This is a genomic window from Paractinoplanes hotanensis (assembly GCF_023717965.1).
Lineage (GTDB): Bacteria > Actinomycetota > Actinomycetes > Mycobacteriales > Micromonosporaceae > Actinoplanes > Actinoplanes polyasparticus.
In genome coordinates this window covers 132,881-149,800 of sequence record NZ_JAMQOL010000041.1, presented here as the reverse complement: position 1 = coordinate 149,800, position 16,920 = coordinate 132,881, and the positions used below count along the sequence as shown (strand labels likewise).

Annotated in this window: 17 protein-coding genes and 2 pseudogenes; 11 read left to right on the top strand and 8 right to left on the bottom strand. The window is 71.5% G+C overall.

Annotated features, from left to right (window positions below):
• The first annotated feature begins 9 nt into the window (after window positions 1-9).
• Window positions 10-297 (top strand): Lrp/AsnC family transcriptional regulator, encoded by a 288-nt coding sequence (locus tag LXN57_RS28900; protein ID WP_251801357.1) that lies wholly within the window; start codon window positions 10-12, stop codon window positions 295-297.
• A 75-nt stretch (window positions 298-372) separates the two neighbouring features.
• Here the strand turns inward: LXN57_RS28900 and LXN57_RS28895 are convergent.
• From LXN57_RS28895 to LXN57_RS28875, 5 genes and pseudogenes are all read right to left on the bottom strand, one after another.
• Window positions 373-774, bottom strand: a pseudogene (locus LXN57_RS28895) (YybH family protein); the annotation flags it as partial.
• Window positions 775-1,180: 406 nt separating this feature from the next.
• Window positions 1,181-2,014, bottom strand: a complete 834-nt coding sequence (locus LXN57_RS28890; protein ID WP_251801356.1) for a sugar phosphate nucleotidyltransferase — start codon at window positions 2,012-2,014, stop codon at window positions 1,181-1,183.
• On the bottom strand, window positions 2,011-2,523 hold the full coding sequence (locus tag LXN57_RS28885; RefSeq protein ID WP_251801355.1) for an NUDIX domain-containing protein: 513 nt from the start codon (window positions 2,521-2,523) through the stop codon (window positions 2,011-2,013). Before LXN57_RS28885 ends, LXN57_RS28890 begins: the two co-directional genes overlap by 4 nt.
• A 137-nt stretch (window positions 2,524-2,660) precedes the next feature.
• On the bottom strand, window positions 2,661-4,451 hold the full coding sequence (locus LXN57_RS28880) for a RelA/SpoT family protein (protein ID WP_251801354.1): 1,791 nt from the start codon (window positions 4,449-4,451) through the stop codon (window positions 2,661-2,663).
• Between the two features lie 108 nt (window positions 4,452-4,559).
• Entirely contained in the window at window positions 4,560-6,359 is a 1,800-nt protein-coding gene (locus LXN57_RS28875) for a DEDD exonuclease domain-containing protein (protein ID WP_251801353.1), read from the bottom strand.
• Between the two features lie 104 nt (window positions 6,360-6,463).
• Here LXN57_RS28875 and LXN57_RS28870 point away from each other — a divergent pair, with 104 nt between their 5' ends.
• The 7 genes from LXN57_RS28870 to LXN57_RS28840 all read left to right on the top strand — a co-directional run bounded on the left by LXN57_RS28870 (window position 6,464) and on the right by LXN57_RS28840 (window position 11,807).
• Window positions 6,464-7,834 carry an NYN domain-containing protein gene (locus tag LXN57_RS28870; RefSeq protein WP_251801352.1) on the top strand — a complete coding sequence of 457 codons (1,371 nt, stop codon included), beginning with the start codon at window positions 6,464-6,466 and terminating at the stop codon, window positions 7,832-7,834.
• A gap of 106 nt (window positions 7,835-7,940) precedes the next feature.
• Window positions 7,941-8,162, top strand: coding sequence for a hypothetical protein (locus LXN57_RS28865; RefSeq protein ID WP_221376186.1), 222 nt, complete (start codon window positions 7,941-7,943; stop codon window positions 8,160-8,162).
• Between the two features lie 47 nt (window positions 8,163-8,209).
• Window positions 8,210-9,463: a M48 family metallopeptidase gene (locus LXN57_RS28860; RefSeq protein WP_251801351.1), complete on the top strand. Its 1,254-nt coding sequence runs from the start codon at window positions 8,210-8,212 to the stop codon at window positions 9,461-9,463.
• The gene (locus LXN57_RS28855) at window positions 9,463-10,590 is read left to right on the top strand and encodes a glycosyltransferase family 4 protein (protein WP_251801350.1); all 1,128 of its coding nucleotides are present in this window, start codon (window positions 9,463-9,465) and stop codon (window positions 10,588-10,590) included. Before LXN57_RS28860 ends, LXN57_RS28855 begins: the two co-directional genes overlap by 1 nt.
• Window positions 10,591-10,644: 54 nt before the next feature.
• Complete coding sequence (locus tag LXN57_RS28850) at window positions 10,645-10,914, top strand: type II toxin-antitoxin system Phd/YefM family antitoxin (RefSeq protein WP_251801349.1); 270 nt, start codon at window positions 10,645-10,647, stop codon at window positions 10,912-10,914.
• A 16-nt stretch (window positions 10,915-10,930) separates the two neighbouring features.
• Complete coding sequence (locus tag LXN57_RS28845) at window positions 10,931-11,281, top strand: type II toxin-antitoxin system VapC family toxin (protein ID WP_251801348.1); 351 nt, start codon at window positions 10,931-10,933, stop codon at window positions 11,279-11,281.
• Window positions 11,282-11,459: 178 nt separating this feature from the next.
• The gene (locus LXN57_RS28840) at window positions 11,460-11,807 is read left to right on the top strand and encodes a TlpA family protein disulfide reductase (protein WP_251801347.1); all 348 of its coding nucleotides are present in this window, start codon (window positions 11,460-11,462) and stop codon (window positions 11,805-11,807) included.
• 29 nt (window positions 11,808-11,836) lie between these two features.
• On the opposite strand, the gene LXN57_RS28835 is transcribed toward LXN57_RS28840, so the two are convergent.
• Window positions 11,837-13,075 carry an MFS transporter gene (locus tag LXN57_RS28835; RefSeq protein ID WP_251801346.1) on the bottom strand — a complete coding sequence of 413 codons (1,239 nt, stop codon included), beginning with the start codon at window positions 13,073-13,075 and terminating at the stop codon, window positions 11,837-11,839.
• A 67-nt stretch (window positions 13,076-13,142) separates the two neighbouring features.
• Between LXN57_RS28835 and LXN57_RS28830 the strand changes: the two genes are divergently transcribed.
• The gene (locus LXN57_RS28830; protein WP_251801345.1) at window positions 13,143-13,664 is read left to right on the top strand and encodes a MarR family winged helix-turn-helix transcriptional regulator; all 522 of its coding nucleotides are present in this window, start codon (window positions 13,143-13,145) and stop codon (window positions 13,662-13,664) included.
• Window positions 13,661-13,828, top strand: a pseudogene (locus tag LXN57_RS48380) (DUF4395 family protein); the annotation flags it as partial. The gene LXN57_RS28830 and the pseudogene LXN57_RS48380, both read left to right, overlap by 4 nt.
• 178 nt (window positions 13,829-14,006) lie before the next feature.
• Here LXN57_RS48380 and LXN57_RS28825 read toward each other — a convergent pair.
• Complete coding sequence (locus LXN57_RS28825) at window positions 14,007-14,675, bottom strand: response regulator transcription factor (RefSeq protein WP_020512124.1); 669 nt, start codon at window positions 14,673-14,675, stop codon at window positions 14,007-14,009.
• A 7-nt stretch (window positions 14,676-14,682) separates the two neighbouring features.
• Entirely contained in the window at window positions 14,683-16,371 is a 1,689-nt protein-coding gene (locus LXN57_RS28820) for a sensor histidine kinase (RefSeq protein WP_438872924.1), read from the bottom strand.
• An 89-nt stretch (window positions 16,372-16,460) separates the two neighbouring features.
• Here LXN57_RS28820 and LXN57_RS28815 point away from each other — a divergent pair, with 89 nt between their 5' ends.
• Complete coding sequence (locus tag LXN57_RS28815) at window positions 16,461-16,913, top strand: SRPBCC family protein (RefSeq protein ID WP_251801344.1); 453 nt, start codon at window positions 16,461-16,463, stop codon at window positions 16,911-16,913.
• Window positions 16,914-16,920 lie beyond the last annotated feature (7 nt).

Genomic DNA, 16,920 nt, shown 5'->3' with positions numbered 1-16,920 from the left:
AGCCCGCAGGTGAACACCGCGATCGTGCACATCGACTGCGCCACCGACTCGATCCCCGAGGTGGCCGAGGCACTGGCGGCCCTCGACGGCGTCAGCGAGGTCTACTCGGTCGCCGGCAACGTCGACCTGATCGCGGTCGTCCGTGTCGCCCGGTTCGACGACATCGCCGAGGTCATCGCGGGCAAGATCTCCAAGACGCCGGGCGTGCTCAACACGGAGTCGCACATCGCGTTCCGCGCCTACTCGAAGCACGACCTCGAGGACGCCTTCGCGATCGGCCTCCCCGACGCCGACTGAACGTCCGTTGCACCGGTCACACCTCCGCTGCCGCCGTCGTAGAAGCGGGTGGCCCGGTCCCTAACCCTCGCCCGTGATCGGGAACGAGTGGTGCTCGTGGGTCACGAGCCACCGGCCGTCCTGCCTGCGCAGGCCCAGGGTGAGCCGCAGGCGGCGGTCGGGGTACGCGGCCAACTCGGCGGGCTCGCCACAGCGTAGGAGGGCGTGAGCGAAGGCCACGTCGGTGCTCGCAGTGACCTCCAGTCGCACGATCTCGAACACGGCCCCCGACTCGATCCACCGGAAGAACGGCGGCCAGGTCTCCCGGTACGCGTCGATGCCGCGCACTCCGTCCTGCGGCGGCGGCACGTCGAACATCACGATGTCGTCGGCGTGCCCGGCCACGACGCCGGGCAGGTCCCCGGCCCGGATGGCGGCCGCCCACCCCTCGATCAGATCGCCGATGAGCTTCTCGTCGTCTCGTTGCTGCACAACCATGGTTGTCGTCTCCCTTCACCCGGTAAGACCGCCCACGCTCGCCGAACTCATCGCCGTCGCCGGGCCGACCCGCCGGAGACGTTCATTCCCGGGATTTGCTTCGCCGGGTGAGCGGCTGGTCTGCGCGCCGGGTGAGCGGCTGGTCTGCGCGCCAAGTGAGCGGCCGGTCTGCGCGCTGGTTGGGCGGCTGGTCCGTGCGCCGGTTGGGCGGCCGGTCTGCGCGTCAGTCTGCGCGGCGGTTGGGTGGCTGGTCTGCGCGCCCGGTGGGTGGCTGGTCCGCGGGCTGGCTGGACGGCTGCAGCGCTTCCCGCGGCACTGGTCCGCGCGCCGGGTGGGCGGCGGGGTGGCGGACCGGGGTGCGGGATCGGTGGCCGGAAGCCGGCAGCGGCTCGTCCGGGCGCGGGGGTCACACGTGGACGGTGAGGTTTCCGGGGGCGCGCACGGTGTTCGTGAGGGACTCGGTGGCGTCGACCCTGGCACCGGGCCAGATGACGCAGCGGGTGACGTTGCCGGCCACCTGGGCTCGGGCGCCGACCACCGAGTTGGTGACGGCGCCGGTGACCTCGGCGGTGCGGTCCACGAGGGATCCGCCCTGGGTGGCCTGCAGGTTGGCCAGGAGGTAGTCGGCCGGGGTGCCGGTGTCGATGTAGACGCCCTCGTAGTTGACCAACTCGAGCGTGCCCTCGGCCTCGGCCGGGCGCCAGACTGTGCGTACGAGATCGCTCTGTTCCGTGGAGAGGTCGCGGATGTAGCGCCAAGGCAGCAGCGAGAAGCCGGTGAAACGGCGGCCGTTGAAGCCGCCCGTGGTGCCGGGCAGTGTGGGCTTGGTGAGCATGCGGACGGTCTCGCCGTCCCAGCCGTCGAGCAGCGCGGCGATGTCCTTGCCGGGCTCGCGGGTGGGATCGGCCAGGTAGGCGTCGGCGTTGCCGACGAGCGCGCCGCGGCCGTCGATCCAGGACTTCAAGCGCCCCACGCCGCCCGAGGTGCCGACCGGGCCGTCGGGCTCGACCGAGAGGTGGGCGCGGTCGCCGACGTGCCGCACGACCTGGTCGGCCAGGTAGGCGGCGTTGACCGCCACCGAGTCGGGCCCGGTGAGGCCCAGACCGGCCAGCCGGGCCAGCGCCCGGTCGAGCAGGGCGACGTTGCCGACCGGGCAGAGGGCCTTCGGTAACAGCTCGGTCAGCGGCCGCAACCGCTGCCCCTCGCCGGCTGCCAGCACCACCCCGGCGACGGTCGTCACGGCCGATCCCCGTCATCCCTCGTGCCGGTTTCCGGCCCAGCGGTGGGCTCAGCTGCGGGCTGAGGAGTGGCGGGCTCGGGGGCCAGGTCGTAGCACGCGAGGAGCTTGATCGTGTTGGCGGTCAGGCGGGGGAGGTCGTCGACGGGGAACCAGCCCACGTCGACGATCTCGCCGCCGTCGATGTCGAGGGGGGCCTGGGTGGCGGCGACCGTGCCGAAGAAGACGGTGTCGACCACGCCGACGGGGTGGACGATCGCGTTGGGTACGCCGGGGGTCAGGTCGTCGGGGGCGATGCGGACGCCCGTCTCCTCGAACAGTTCGCGGGCGGCGCCGACGGCCGGCTCCTCGTGGCGTTTCAGCAGGCCCGCGGGCAGGCTCCAGCCGGCTTTGGACGGCTGGCGCAGCAGCAGCAGGTTGCCGGACTCGGAGTCGCGGATCACGGCGACGGCGCCGACCAGGTATTTCGGGGCGACCAGGATCACGACCGCTCGGCGCAGCGAACTTGGCATGCGATAAAACGCCTGATATGCGTACGCGCGCACTCGCCGAGGAAAACTCACGTGAGCAAGGCTAGCGGGGCGCCGCAGCCGCCTCCGAAGTGGCGTACGTCTGTGCGGCTGACCGCGCGGGGCCGCGGCGCGATCGATCAGTCGGGGTGGTCGACGAGGGCGATGAGCTGTTCGACCACCGTGTCCGGCTCGAGGGTGCGTTCACACACCGCGACCAGCATGGTTTCGAGATCGGGATAGCCCAGTTCCTCGGCCAGGCGGCGCAGCGGCACCTCGCTGGCCAGGCCCCGGTCGTGCTTGCGCAGGGTCAGCCCGATCGTGGCGCGGCCCAGGCGCACCTTGTCGGCGATGCTGATGCCGGGCTCGTTCTTCTCGTCGAAGTACTTGTTGATCTGGAGCTGGGCCTGGCTCGATTTCACGAAGCCGAGCCACTCCCGGCGGGGGCCGCGCGGAGCGTTCGTCTCCACCTCGATATGGCCGTCTGTCTCGGAGAAGATCTCGACCACGTCGCCGTCGCGGAGCTGCGAGCTGAGCGGGGCCAGCCGGCCGTTGATCGTCGCGGCCAGACACTGGTCGCCCTTCTGCGGGCTGAGCTCGTAGGCCAGGTCGACCGGGGTGGAGCCGCTGGGCAGCTCGCACGCGTGCCCGTGGGCGAAGACCGTGATCTGGCCCTCGGAGAGGTCGCAGCGCAGCGAGGCGAGGAACTGGGCGGCGTCGGTCGTGTCCTGCTGCCAGTCGAGCACCCGCTTCAACCAGGTCAGCTGGTCGGCGCCCGAGGCCTCGGCGGTTTCCGCGTACTTGGGATATCGGTAGGTCGTGGCGACGCCGTATTCCGAGTAGCGGTGCATCGCCCGGGTGCGGATCAGCACCTCGACCAGGCGGCCGTCGGGGCCGGTGACGGTGGTGTGCAGGGAGCGGTAGAGGTTGTTCTTGGGGGAGGCGATGAAGTCCTTGAACCGGCCCGCCACGGGGCGCCACTGGCCGTGGATCGCGCCGAGCGCGGCGTAACAGTCGGTCTCGGGGCCGTCGACCACGACCGCGATGCGGGGCAGGTCGAACGGGACGGCGTGGCCGCCGGCGACCGTGTCTTTCCAGATCGAGTAGTAGTGCCGCGGCCGGGGCGTGACCTCGGCTGCCACCCGCTGGCGGCGCAGCGCGGTGCGGGCCCGGGAAGTGACCTCGCCGAGATAGTCGTCCCAGCCGGGGCGGTTCTTCACGTGCTCGTCGATGCGCGCGTAGGAGTCGGGCTCGAGGTGGAAGAGCACCACGTCGTCGAGGTCGCGCTTGAGGGCCTGGATGCCGAGCCGGTCGCACAGCGGGACCAGCACGTCGAGCGTGGCGGTGGCGATGCGGGCGCGGGAGGCGGGGGAGCGGGCGTCCAGCGTGCGCATGTTGTGCAGCCGGTCGGCCAGCTTGATGACCAGGACGCGGACGTCCTTGCCGGCGGCCACGATCATCTTGCGGATCGTCTCGGCCTCGGCCGCCTTGCCGTAGAACGCCTTGTCGAACTTGGTCACCCCGTCGACGAGGTGGGTCACCTCGGGGCCGAAGTCGCCGTGCAGCGCCTCGAGCGTGTAGCTGGTGTCTTCCACCGTGTCGTGGAGCAGGGCGGCGACCAGGGTGGTCGTGTCCATGCCGAGCTCGGCGCAGATCTGAGCCACGGCCAGCGGGTGGGTGATGTAGGGCTCGCCCGACTTGCGCATCTGGCCGCGGTGCATGTTCTCGGCGATCGCGTAGCTGCGTCGCAGGACGCCCGCGTCTGCCGACGGATGCACGGTGCGGTGGGCGCGCGTCAGCGTCGTCACTGGATCGTCATCGTTGCCGGGCAGGCTGAGGAAGGAGCGGAGACGCTGTGTGAGCGACATCTCGCGCTCGGGGGTCGGCAGGGCACGTCCAAGGGCGGCGCCGTGGCCGGCGTCGACGTCCACTGGACACCCCCTCACCACTGGGCCAGCGGCGCTCGCGCGGGGGACCGCGGGAACCGGTGGCCAAAACGTCGTGAAGCCCCGCGAACCAGACCCGGGATTCCACTTGCCTTACAGCCTAAGCGAGCGAGCGTCATCCGAACGGTCAGTTACCGATGAGCGAACGGACGAGTCTTTACCCGAAGCGGCCGCCTCGGCCCGGTTGAGCAGGGAAGTGAACCGCGCCGCGCCACGAACCGGTGACACCCAGTCGCCGGATGTTTCCACCAGCCGGGTGTCGGCGAGTTCGAGCCAGGCCAGGATCCGCTCCGTCTCCTCGGCGGAGGCGGCCGGGACCGGGCCTCGTCCGGGAAGGACTGTCTCGGCCGTCAGGCGCACCGCCTCGAGAGTCGGCCGGGGATGCTCGCGGGGCGGCGAGGTGGCCGCGGCGGCGAGCCGGCCGTGCCGGACGACGACGATCTCCCATCCGCCGATGCCGTCGCGCCGGGCCGCGACGATTTCGGCCAGCCTGGTCATGGCGGTCAGCCGCTGCATGCGCACAGTGGCCCGGAGCAGGGCGATCAGGCGGGACCGCAGCACGGCCGCCTCTTCGTAGCGGCATTTGCCGGAGAGCGTGTCGATGCGGTCCATCAGGGCGTCGACCACCTGGGACGGATCGCCGTCGAGAGCGGAACGGAACGGCAGCGCGGCCGTCGCCTCGTACGCCTCGGGGGTGATCTTGTGTTCGCAGGGGGCGGGGCAGCGGCCCAGCTCGGCGAGAGCGCACGCGGGCGTGGGGGTGCGCACCGAGAGCTTGTGGCTGCACTGGCGCAGGGGAACGGCGTCGTAGACCCCCGCGGCGGCCAGTTCGGCCGTCTTGCGCGACGAGAACGGCCCCAGATAGGCCGCGCCGTCGTCGGCCAATGTGCGGACCACCGACAGCCGGGGATAGGCCTCGGCGGTGAGCTTGAGCCAGACGACACGCTCGGGATACTTGGACCGGCGGTTGTAGGGCGGGGAGTGGGCCGCGATCAGCCGCAGCTCGCGCACCTCGGCCTCGAGCGGGTGGGCGCACTCGAGCGCCTCGACCCGGGTGGCGGCGCCGAGCATCTCGGAGATGCGCGCCCGCTTCTCGCTGGCGGTGAAGTAGCTGCGTACGCGGGTGGCGATGTCTTTCGACTTGCCCACGTAGAGCGCGCGCCCGTCGCCCGCCCGGAACACGTAGACCCCGGGGACGTGGGGCAGGCCGTCGGCGAGGTGGCGCTGGCGGCGCTGGGTGGGGGTGACCGCCTTGGCGAACTCGATCGCGTCGCCCACCGTGTGGACCCGGAAGCTGCCCAGCCGCTCGATCAGGCCGTGCAGCACGTCGACCGTGGCCCGGGCGTCGTCGAGCGCGCGGTGGGTGGGCTGGACGGTGGCGTGGAAGAACTGGGCGAGCGTGCCGAGCTTGCGGTTGGGCACCTCGTCACGGGTCAGCGCGCGGCGGGCGACCGCAGCCGTGTCGAGCACGCGGGGGTTGGGCCAGGTGTAGCCGTGCCGGGCGCAGGCGGCCTTGAGGAAGCCGACGTCGTAGGGCGCGTTGTGAGCCACCAGCACCGAGCCGCGCAGGAACTCGAGCAGGCTGGGCAGCACCGTCTCGATCGGCGGGGCGGGGGCCAGCATCGCCTCGGTGATGCCGGTCAGGACGGTGATGAAGGGCGGCAGCCGCTCACCCGGGTTGACCAGGGTCGCGAAGACACCGAGCTCCTCACCGCCGCGCACCTTGACCGCCCCGATCTCGGTGATGCCGGCGCCGTCGGCCGCACCGCCGGTCGTCTCGAGGTCGAGCACCACGAAAGTGGTGTCGGCGAGGGAGAGCGCCGCCGGGTCGACGGACCCGTCAGCGCTGAGGAGCGTGTCCAGAGTGCCCTGGACATATGCCGGTTGTGCCACGGCGGGGAGATTAGAGCGGGGGTACGACAAGAACGCGCGCGGCGCCGGAAAAGATCACTTGCTTCGACAAGCATTTCTCCGGCCCACGGTGGGAGAATGGGGAGATGTCCGAGCTCCTGCCACCCGGCGACCGCCCCGATCAGGAGGCGGCCGTTTCGGATGGGGAGTTCGCACCCGAACCGGTGCTGCCCGAACCGGTCCGCCAGCGGATCACCGCGCTGGCCGCCGCCGCGCTGCCCGGCCTGCCGGCCGATGAGATGCCGGCGCAGATGCGCAAGGTCGCCCGTTTCGCCCCCAATCGCAGGGCCCGGCTCGGCGGGCGTGAGATCGCCGCCCAGTTGGCCGCCGACCCGCTGTTCCGCCAGCGCATCAGCGGCCGGGTCGTGACCGACACGGGTGACCTGGGCGCCGCGGTGGCCTCCGGCATGGCCCCGGCCGCGGCCGACCCGGTCGAGGTGGCCGCCCTGGCCTACCTGGCCCGGCCCGACGGCTGGCGCGAGCTGGTCGACGCGGCGGGCCACGCTGTGCTGGCCGAGGCCGACAGCGCCGCCAGCGCCGCCCAGCTGCGTGACGCCGAGCAGCGGGCCGCCCGTGCCGAGCACGACCGGGCCGTGGCCAAGGTCGAGGCCGACAAGCTGCGTGACGAACTGGCCCGTGTCCGCGAAGAGCTCGGCCAGCTGCGGGAGGAGTCGCGCGCCACCGCCAAGGCCCTGCGCGAGGCGCAGGCCGCCCAAAAACGCGCGAGCGACCTGCTGGCCACGGAGAAGGGGCGCGCGTCGCGTATCGCGGCCGACCACGATGCCGAGGTGCGCCGCTTGAAGACCCGCCTCGCCGAGGCCGAGGCGCTGGCGGCCACGGGCAAGGCGGCGGCCAAGGACGCCCGCGCCGCCGACGACGCCCGGTTGTGGCTGCTGATCGAGACGATCGGCCAGGCCGCGTCCGGGCTGCGCCGCGAGCTGGCGCTCAACCCGGCCGACAAGATGCCGGCCGACTACGTGGCCGACGCCTCGGCCGACCGTCCCGGCACGCCCGAGCGCTCGCAGGCCCGCGCGCAGGACACGGACGACCCCGGCCGGCTCGACCAGCTGCTCGCCCTGCCCCGGGCGCACCTGATCGTCGACGGCTACAACGTCACCAAGCGCGGCTTCGCCGAGATGTCGCTCGAGCAGCAGCGCAAGCGCCTCGTGACCGGTCTCGGCGGCATCGCGGCCCAGACCGGTGACGAGGTGACCGTGGTCTTCGACGGCGCCGAGCGGGTGCACGGCCTGCCGCCGGCGCCGCGCGGGGTCCGGGTGCTGTTCTCGCGCAAGGGCGACACCGCCGACGAGCTGATCCGCCAGCTGGTGCGGGGCGAGCCGGCGGGGCGCCCGATCGTGGTCATCTCGTCCGACCGCGAGGTCGCCGACGGCGTCCGCCGCCACGGTGCGTACCCGATGGGCGCCGATTCGCTCCTGCGCCGCCTATCACGGTCCTGAGCTGCGGTTTCCCGTTTTTGTCATACCCCACCCCTAGCGTGCTGGTTACCGATGGTGGTCGGCCCGCGACTTCTGACGTCGCGCCGCCACCCGGGGAGGAGGAGTGATGATCATCGACTGCGGTCGCTGCGACCAGAGGTCTGCCGAATGCAAGGGCTGCCTGGTCGGCGCGCTGATGAACACCCCCGACGGCATCGCCGACCTGACCCCAGGCGAGTTGCGCGCGATCGAGGTGTTCGAGCTGGCCGGCTTCGAGGTCGAGCTGCTCGAGACGCCCGACCCGCCCGTGGTGGTCCCCATGTACCCGCGAGGGCGTCACGTGGCGTGATCACGAGTCTCTAGGATGGGCGGTCACGGTGCGTTGGGGAGGTGGGCATGAATCGACTCTGGGCGGCCGGCACGCTGGCGGTCCTGCTGGTCGCGCTGGCCGTGGTGGCCTACCTGATGATCCCGTGGCACCGTCCGCCCGCCCCGCGCCCCGACCAGATCGACGCCCTGCGCCAGCTCCCGGCCGACAAGGTGGCCCGCGCCCGCGATTTCCGCTCCGAACTGCGCCCCGGCAGCTACGCGTCGATGATTCTGGGGCTCGTCATCGCCCTGGTCATCGGGCTCACTCCGGTCGGCGCGTGGCTGGTCACCCAGGCCGGTCGCCCGTTCGGCGGACACTGGCTGGCCCAGGCCGTTCTCGGCGGCTTCGCGGTGGTCCTGGTGGCCGAGGTGGTCACGCTGCCGCTCGCCGCCTGGCGGCACACGATCGTCGTCCGCTACGGCATCTCCACCCAGTCCTGGGGCGCGTGGTCGGTCGACCTGCTGAAGTCGTTCGCGGTCAGCGCCGTGATCGGCGGTTTGGCGCTCGCCGGCTTCTACACGGTCACGCACTTCGCGCCGCGCTGGTGGTGGGCGTTCGGCGCGGCCGGGGCGGCCGGGCTGGTGGTGCTGCTCTCGTTCGTGCTGCCGGTGCTGGTCGAGCCGGTCTTCAACAAGTTCACCCCCATGGCCGACGGTCCCTTGCGTACGGAATTGGTCGAGCTGGCGGCCCGTGACGGCGTCCCGGTGAAAGACGTGCTGGTGGCCGACGCGTCCCGGCGCACCAAGGCCGTCAACGCGTACGTCTCCGGTCTCGGTCCGACCCGGCGCATCGTCGTCTACGACACGATGCTCACCGAGGCCGAGCCGGCCGAGGTCGTCTCGGTGGCCGCCCACGAGCTCGGCCACGCCAAGGACGGCGACGTCTGGACCGGCACGATCCTCGGCGCCCTGGGCACGGCGGCCGCGGTGATCGCGCTCTTCCTGCTCGGATCCTGGGGCTGGCTGCTCGACCGGGCCGGGGTCGGTTCCATCGGCGAGCCGAGAGCCATCGGCCTGCTCATCGCCCTGGTCACGCTGGCCGGCCTGGCCGCCGGCCCGGCCCAGGCCTTCGTGTCCCGGCGCATCGAGGCCCGGGCCGACGAGCACGCGCTCGTCCTCACCAGTGACCCGGCGACGTTCGAGGCCATGCAGCGCCGCCTCGGTACGGTGAACCTCTCCGACCCCGATCCGCCCGCCTGGGAGCACGCGTTGTTCGCCTCACACCCGTCCACGGTGGAACGCATGGCCGCCGCTCGCGCCTTCGCCCGGGGCGCCCGCTGATGGGCCGCACCCTGCTGGTCACCAACGACTTCCCGCCCCGCCCCGGCGGCATCCAGCAGTTCGTCCACAACCTGGCCCTGCGGCAGCCGGCCGGGTCGCTCGTCGTCTACGCCTCCACCTGGCGCGGCGCCCCGGCCTTCGACGCCGACCAGGCCTTCGAAGTGGTCCGCGAGCAGACCGGCGCCCTGCTGCCGACGCCGGCGGTCGCCCGCCGGGCCGCCGAGGTCGCGCGCGCCCACGGGTGCGACCGGGTCTGGTTCGGGGCCGCGGCGCCGCTGGGCCTGCTGGCCGAGGGTCTGCGCCGGCGGGCCGGCGTCGAGCGGGCCGTGTCGCTCACCCACGGCCACGAGATCGGCTGGGCCGCGCTGCCCGGCGCCCGCACGCTGCTGCGCCGCATCGCCCGCGGCAACGACGTGATCACCTACCTGGGCGAATACCAGCGCAGCCGGCTCGACCGGGCCCTGCACGGCCTGACCTCGCTCGAACGCCTGGCCCCCGGCGTCGACGTCGACGCGTTCCACCCCGGCGTCGACGGCAGTGAGGTCCGCGCCCGCCACGGCCTGACCGGCCGCCCGGTGGTCGTCTGCGTCTCCCGGCTGGTGCCCCGCAAGGGCCAGGACATGCTGATCCGCGCCCTGCCCACGATCCGCCGCCGCGTCCCCGACGCCGCGCTGCTGCTGGTGAGCGGCGGCCCCTACCGCGAGAAGCTGGCCCGCCTGGCCCGCGAGAGCGGCGTGGAACGCGACGTCGTCTTCACCGGCTCGGTCCCGTGGCCCGAGCTCCCGGCCCACTACGCGGCCGGCGACGTCTATGCCATGCCGTGCCGCACGCGGGCCGCCGGTCTGGACGTCGAAGGCCTCGGCATCGTCTACCTCGAGGCGTCGGCCACCGGCCTGCCGGTCGTCGGCGGCGATTCCGGCGGCGCCCCCGACGCCGTCCGCGAGGGCGAGACGGGCTACGTGGTCGGCGGCACCGACGTCGAGGCGATCGCCGCCCGCATCACCGACCTGCTGACCGACCAGGCCAAGGCCAAGGCGATGGGTGCGGCCGGCCGGGCGTGGGTCGAACAGGAGTGGCGCTGGGAGAACCAGGCCACCCGCCTGGCCAAGCTCCTCGCCACCCCCTGAGGACAGACCGTGTAACACGTTGTAGCGCCTTGTAGCACGACGTAAGCTCTTTCCATGGCCAAGCCGGCACATCGTGAGATCACTCAGCGGGAGTTGCGCAACGACTCCGGCGCGATCATGCGTGGGGTTGAGCGAGGCGAGTCATTCACCATTACGCGAAACGGAACCCCGATCGGGCGGCTGATCCCGCTGAGAAGGCGCATCTACGTGCCGCGTGAGCACGTGCGGGCGGCGTTTGCCACAGCCGCCATGATCGACGCCGATCGGTTCCGCGCCGATCTTGACGCCGACATCGACCAGGATCCGTTCGATCGTGATTGGTGAGCCGACTGTCCGTGGCTTGATCGATACCAATATCGTCATCCACCTGGCCGCGCTCGACTTCTCGCTGCTTCCTGACGAGATGGTCATCAGTTCGGTGACTCTGGCCGAGCTGTCTGCCGGTCCGCACCTTACGGACGATCCAGCTGAACGCGCTCGGCGGATCAGCGTCTTGCAGCACACCGAAGCGACATTCGATCCGCTTCCGTTCGATGCCGAGGCGGCTCGGGCCTATGGCGTGATCTGTGCCGCTGTCAGGGCGGCAGGCCGGACGCCCCGTCGGCGGATCGCCGACCTCATGACCGCGGCGAACGCATTCCGTTGTTTACGACCAATCCCGATGACTTCGTCGGGCTGGACCGTTTGGTGACAGTGGTAGCGATTCCGCGGCCCGCGGTGGCCGGCTGACCGGCGATCCGTGACCGTCGCGAGACTCGGGGCTCAGCTGACACGGTGGTGGCGTGTCACAGTGGGCCGGTGGATTCGGTGGGTCTTGGATCGGAGTTCCGGTGCGGCCGGAGCGGACGGATCTGCGTGAGGAGCCGGGTGTGATCGAGGATGGCGGCGACCCGAGCGCTGCCGGTCAGCGGCTCGATGCCGGTCTGTTGCGCGAGCTCGGTGTCGGCGCGGCGAAGGCCACGCTCCTGCAGTTCTCGTCTGCTTTCTGTGCGCCCTGCCGGGCCGTGCGGCGGGTCAGCTCCGAGGTGGCCGCGCTGGTGCCGGGGGTGCAGCACGTCGAGGTGGACGCTGAGAGCCACCTCGACGCAGTGCGGGCGCTCGGGATCTGGCGCACGCCGACGCTGCTGGTCCTGGACGCCGAGGGCCGTGTCGCCAAGCGGGCCACCGGCGTTCCCGGTAAGCCCCAACTCATCGCGGCCCTCGGCGACGTTCTCTGACGGTCGCGCGCCGGCGAAGGGCGGCGGCGTCAGGCGCCGGTGGTCTCGATCAGCTCGGGTGGGCGACCGGGGACGGCCGGGTCCGTGGCGGCGGTGCGGGTCAGAGCGCGGGTGCCGGGGACGAGGAACTGGGCGGCGGCCGAGAGGAACAGGACGGCGGCGCAGGCGGTGAGGACCCTGGAGGTTCCGTACGCGGCGGCCAGCGGGCCGGCCAGGACGTTGCCGACCGGCATGGCCAGGAACGACGTCAGGTAGTCCCAGGAGGAGACCCGGCCCAGCATGCGCTGGGGGACGTTGTCCTGGATGGCGGTCTCCCAGGCCACGTCGAAGAAGATCAGGCCGGCGTACCCGATGATCGCGCCCGCGATGACGGCGATCAGTTCGGCCGGCCAGACGTAGGCCAGGGCCCACAGCGGCATCAGCAGCAGGGTCAGCCAGCCCGCGCGCAGCAGGCGGCAGGGCTTGAAGCGCAGGGCGACCGCGGCGCCGATGAGGCCGCCCAGGCCCTCGGCGGCGGCGATGAAGCCGGCGGCGGACGCGCCGCCCAGCCGTTCGATGGCGACCACCTGCACCAGCACGAGGATCACGCCGTTGGCGATGTGGTAGACCGTGGCGCCGAACAGGCCGAACATCAGCCAGTCGCGCCGGGCGATCTCGCGCCAGCCCGCGGCCAGTTCGCTGAGCATCGAGGAGCGTTCGCCACGCTGGGCCCGGACGCGGAGCAGCAGGGCCGCCACCATCGAGGCCAGGAAGCTGAACGCGTTGACGGTGAAGCCGGCCGAGGCGCCGAACGCGGCCACGGTGACGCCGCCCAGCGCGGGGCCGGCGATCTGGCTGCCGGTCTGCAGCATGCTCAGGGTGGCGTTGGCCGACTGGCGCTTCTCGGGCGGGACGAGCAGCGGGCGCAGCGAGCTGAAGGCGGGATCGAAGAAGCTCGCGGCGCCGGTTGAGATCGCGGCCAGGGCGCAGAGCAGCACGAGGTGGTAGGCGCCGCCGAAGAACATCAGCGCCATGCCGCCCGCGGCGAGCAGGCGTACGAGGTCGGACGCGACCATGACGTGCTGCGGCTGCAGACGGTCGGCCCACACGCCACCGAAGAGCGTGCAGACCAGCCGCGCGACGATCGACGAGGCCATCACGAGGCCCAGGTCGCCGGGGCCGCCGCCGGCCAGGACGACGGCGACGGCCAGCGCCACGGTCTGGAAGCCGTTGCCGACCCAGGACAGGGTCTGCCCGGTGGCGAGCAGCCGGAAATCGGATATCCGCATGGACGAGAAATTAGTTCACCGTCTAACTATTAGCAATCTAAAAATCAGACGGTGGCATGATGGCGTCATGGCCCGGGATGACGATCAGGAGCAGGACAGCGTCGACCAGCACGTGGCGAGGTGGTCGGCGTTCTGGAAGAACGAGCCCGCCTTCGCCCCCGAGGTCGAGGGCGCCCTGGTGCGCATGAACTTCATCCAGCGGGAGGCCCGCCGCGCCGACGCGGCCGCCTTCGCCGAGTCCCGGGAGCTCACGTCCGAGGACTACAAGACCCTGCACGTCCTGATGATCCAGCCGTGGCCGGTCGAGGCCACCCCGGCCCAGCTGGCCGAGGCGGCGAAGGTGACCCGGGCCGCCATGACGAGCCGGCTCGACCGGCTGGTCGCCGCCGAACTGGTGACCCGCGAGAACGACGAGACCGACCGGCGACGCGTGCTGATCCGGCCGACCGCGGCCGGGCGGGCGATGTGGAGCAAATACATCTTCGAGGGCATGGCTCGCGACCAGCGCCTGCTGCGTGCCCTCTCGCACGAGGAGCTGATCCAGCTCAACGGTCTGCTGCGCAAGGTGCTGCTCGACCTGGAAAGTTGACCGCGGGGGCCGTACGCGTACGTCTATCGCGCTCTGCTGCTGCCGGGGCTGGGCCGCCGGTCGACCGCGAGCCCGTTCCGCCCGTACGATTTGCGCGGTTGATCGGTTTTAGCTTCTTGGCTGTCGCGAGTGTCGGCTACCTCGCCGGAGTGACCACGCTCGGCGTCGTCTTCACCGCGTCCGGGCTGCTCACGGCGTTCCTCAACGCAGCCTTCGGCCTGTGCCCGGACTTGCGGGGCCTGCCTGGCCATCAAACGGTTGAGCCGCCCGACAAAGGTCTGGAAACGACGACACGCCCGGTGGGGGGACCGGGCGCTGACGTCGTGGTGGAGCGGGGAAAGCTCAGAACTTGGGTGCGTCGGGCGCCTCGAGCAGACCGAGTCGCAGCGCCGTCATCAGCGCCTGGGCCCGGTTGGCGGCGCCCAGCTTCTCGTACAGCTTGGAGATGTGGGTCTTGGCCGTGGACTCCGACACGAACAGCTGCTTGGCGATGCCGGCCACGCTCATGCCGTCGGCCAGCAGGCGCAGCACCTGACCCTCGCGCGGCGAGAGCTGCGGGCCCGAGGGGGCCAGCCGGCGCTTCATGGCCTCGGCCAGGTCGGCCGCGGTGAACGCGCTGGGCGCGGACGCCGCGTGCCGAGCCGCCGCGACGACCTCGTCGGCCGGGGCGGTCTTGGGCACGAACGCGCTGGCGCCGGCCTCGAGCGCGCCGAACAGCTGGTCATCGCCCGCATACATGGTCAGGACCACGATGCCCATGTTGGCGTTGTTCTTGCGGAGGGCCTTGGTCGCCTCGAGACCGCTGCCGTCGGGCAGCCGCAGGTCCATGATCACGACGTCCGGCTGCAGGGCGCCGGCCTGGCGGACAGCCTCGGCGGCCGTGGCCGCCTCGCCGACGACCTCGAACTGGCGGTCGCGCTCGAATGCGTGTCGCAGCCCCTTACGAATCAAGTCATGATCGTCAACAAGGAGGACCTTGGTGCGCGTCGTCGGCGCCGGACTGGTCGACATGCTCGGGTTACTCCCCTTCTGGAGCGGAAACGCTATTCCGCACGCTATCGCGCCTAGCGGAAGATCCCAGCACTACGGCAACGGTTGTCCCGCTGGGGTGTCGCGGCGTGATCTTCAAACGGCCCCGGATCCGTTCGGCCCGCTCGGCCATGATGGTCAGACCGTACCGGCCGTCCGGGCGGTCGTCAGCAAAGCCCCGGCCGTCGTCCGAGACCTCGATCTCGGCGTACGGCGGGTCGACGGTGCAGGTAACCCACAGATTAGAGGCTCCGGCGTGCTTACGCGCGTTGGTGATCGCCTCCTGGGCGATGCGCAGCAGCTCGGCCTCGGTGGCCGCGGGCAGGCGGGCCGTCGATTCGTCAAAAGTGAAGTGCACCCGCAGGCCGGCCGAGGTGCCCAGGGTGCGGGCGTACTCGGCGATCGCGGCGGCCAGGCCACCGTTGCGATCCACCTCGGAACGCAGCTCGAACAGGCTCAGCCGCAGCTCGGTGATCACACGGGTCACCTCGGCGCGCAGGGAGCGCAGCTCCTCGGCCGTCTCCTCGGCGCCCTCGGGCAGGGTCGCCTGCGCGTTGTCGATGCCGTAACCCACCATCACCAGCTCCTGCGCGACCCCGTCGTGGATCTCGCGGGCGAGCCGCTGACGTTCCTCATTGGTGGCCAGCGAGCGGACGTCGTCGAAGAGCAGGGCGGCTTCCAGCCGCAGGGCGGCGGCGTCGGTCACCCAGGTGACCTCGTTGACGGTCTCCTTCGGGTACGCGTTGGTGACGTCACTTTCCAGAACGACGAGCCCGATCGTGCGGACACCGGCGACCAGCGGCACGACCAGCGACGAGACATCGCCGCGGCGGCTCGACCGGGCCTGCGAGCGGCTGGCCGTCTGCGGCTGCTGGCTGGCCCAGGCGTCGGCGATCGCGGAGTCGGCGTCGAGCGTGACCTCCCAGTCGACGCGCTCGGCGCCGGTCTGAGCGAGCACGACGAGCCGGCCGCCGCCGCTGGCCGACAGCACGGCAGCCCGGTCGGACGGCTTGACGAGGCGCAACTCCTCGAGCAGGTGCTCCGAGATGCCGCCCGGGTCGAGGGTGGCGCCCGGCAGCGAGCGGGCCACACTGCGCAGCTGGGTGAGAAGGCGAGTGGCTTCCGCGTACGGCTGGGGGGTCGGTTCCGTCGGCTGCATGAACTGGCGCATGGTGTCGGCCGCGAACGTGATGATCGCGCCCAGCACCAGCCACTGACCGCTGGCCGCGAGGAAGCCGGGCTGCGTGATCGGACTGACCTCGCCGACCAGGGTGCCCCCGACGACCAGCGCGACCGCCGCGACACCGAGCAGGGCGGTGCCCTCGGTGGGGCGCCGGCGCAGCGCCGCGGTGAGCAGCGGCACGGCCAGATAGGGCAGGATCGCCTCGGCGCCGAAGCCCGCGTCCAATGTGTTGTTGAGGTCGCTGGCGACGGCGATCGATCCGGCCGCGAGGCCCGTGATCACCACCTCGGCGAAGCGGCCCAGCGGGGCGAAGAGGTGATGATCGGGGGCGATGACCGCGGGTAGCGCGGCGACCGCGAGAAGGGCGATCCAGCCCAGCTGCGCGGGATCGCCGGTGGCGATCAGCGTGAGCGCCGCGACCAGCGCGAGCATGACGATGCGCGCGGCCACCGCGAGCGGTTGGACGCGCGCGTTGACGTTGGCAAGGAGCGGCACCTGACGGATGGTAGCCGCCTGCCGACCATCTGGCTTCTCCGCCCGGCCCGGCCGCCGGGATTGTGGGTCGTGGGAGGTAGCCTCCGTGCATGGCGGATACCTCGACGCAGTCGATCCAGGTCCATGCGCCCCTCGACCGTGTGGCCGCGGTGATCAGCGACTTCGCGCGCTATCCCGAGTGGGCCGAGGCGATGAAGCGGGTGGAGGTCCTCGAGGAGTACGAGGACGGCTACGCCTACCGCGTGCGCTTCGTGATCGACGCCGGGGTCATGGCCGACGACTACACGCTCGAGTACGCGTATGCCGACGACCTCTCCCGCATCGAGTGGCACCTGGTCGAGCCCTCGAAGACGCAGAAGTCGCAGCGCGGCTCGTACGACCTGGCCGAGGGCCCGGGTGGGGTGACCACGGTGACCTACACGCTCGAGGTCGAGCTCTCGATCGGCATGCTGGGCATGTTCCGCCGGAAGGCCGAAAAGATGATCATGGACACGGCGCTGAAGCAGCTCAAGCGCCGGGTCGAGAGCCTTCCGGCCCAGTGAGCTGACA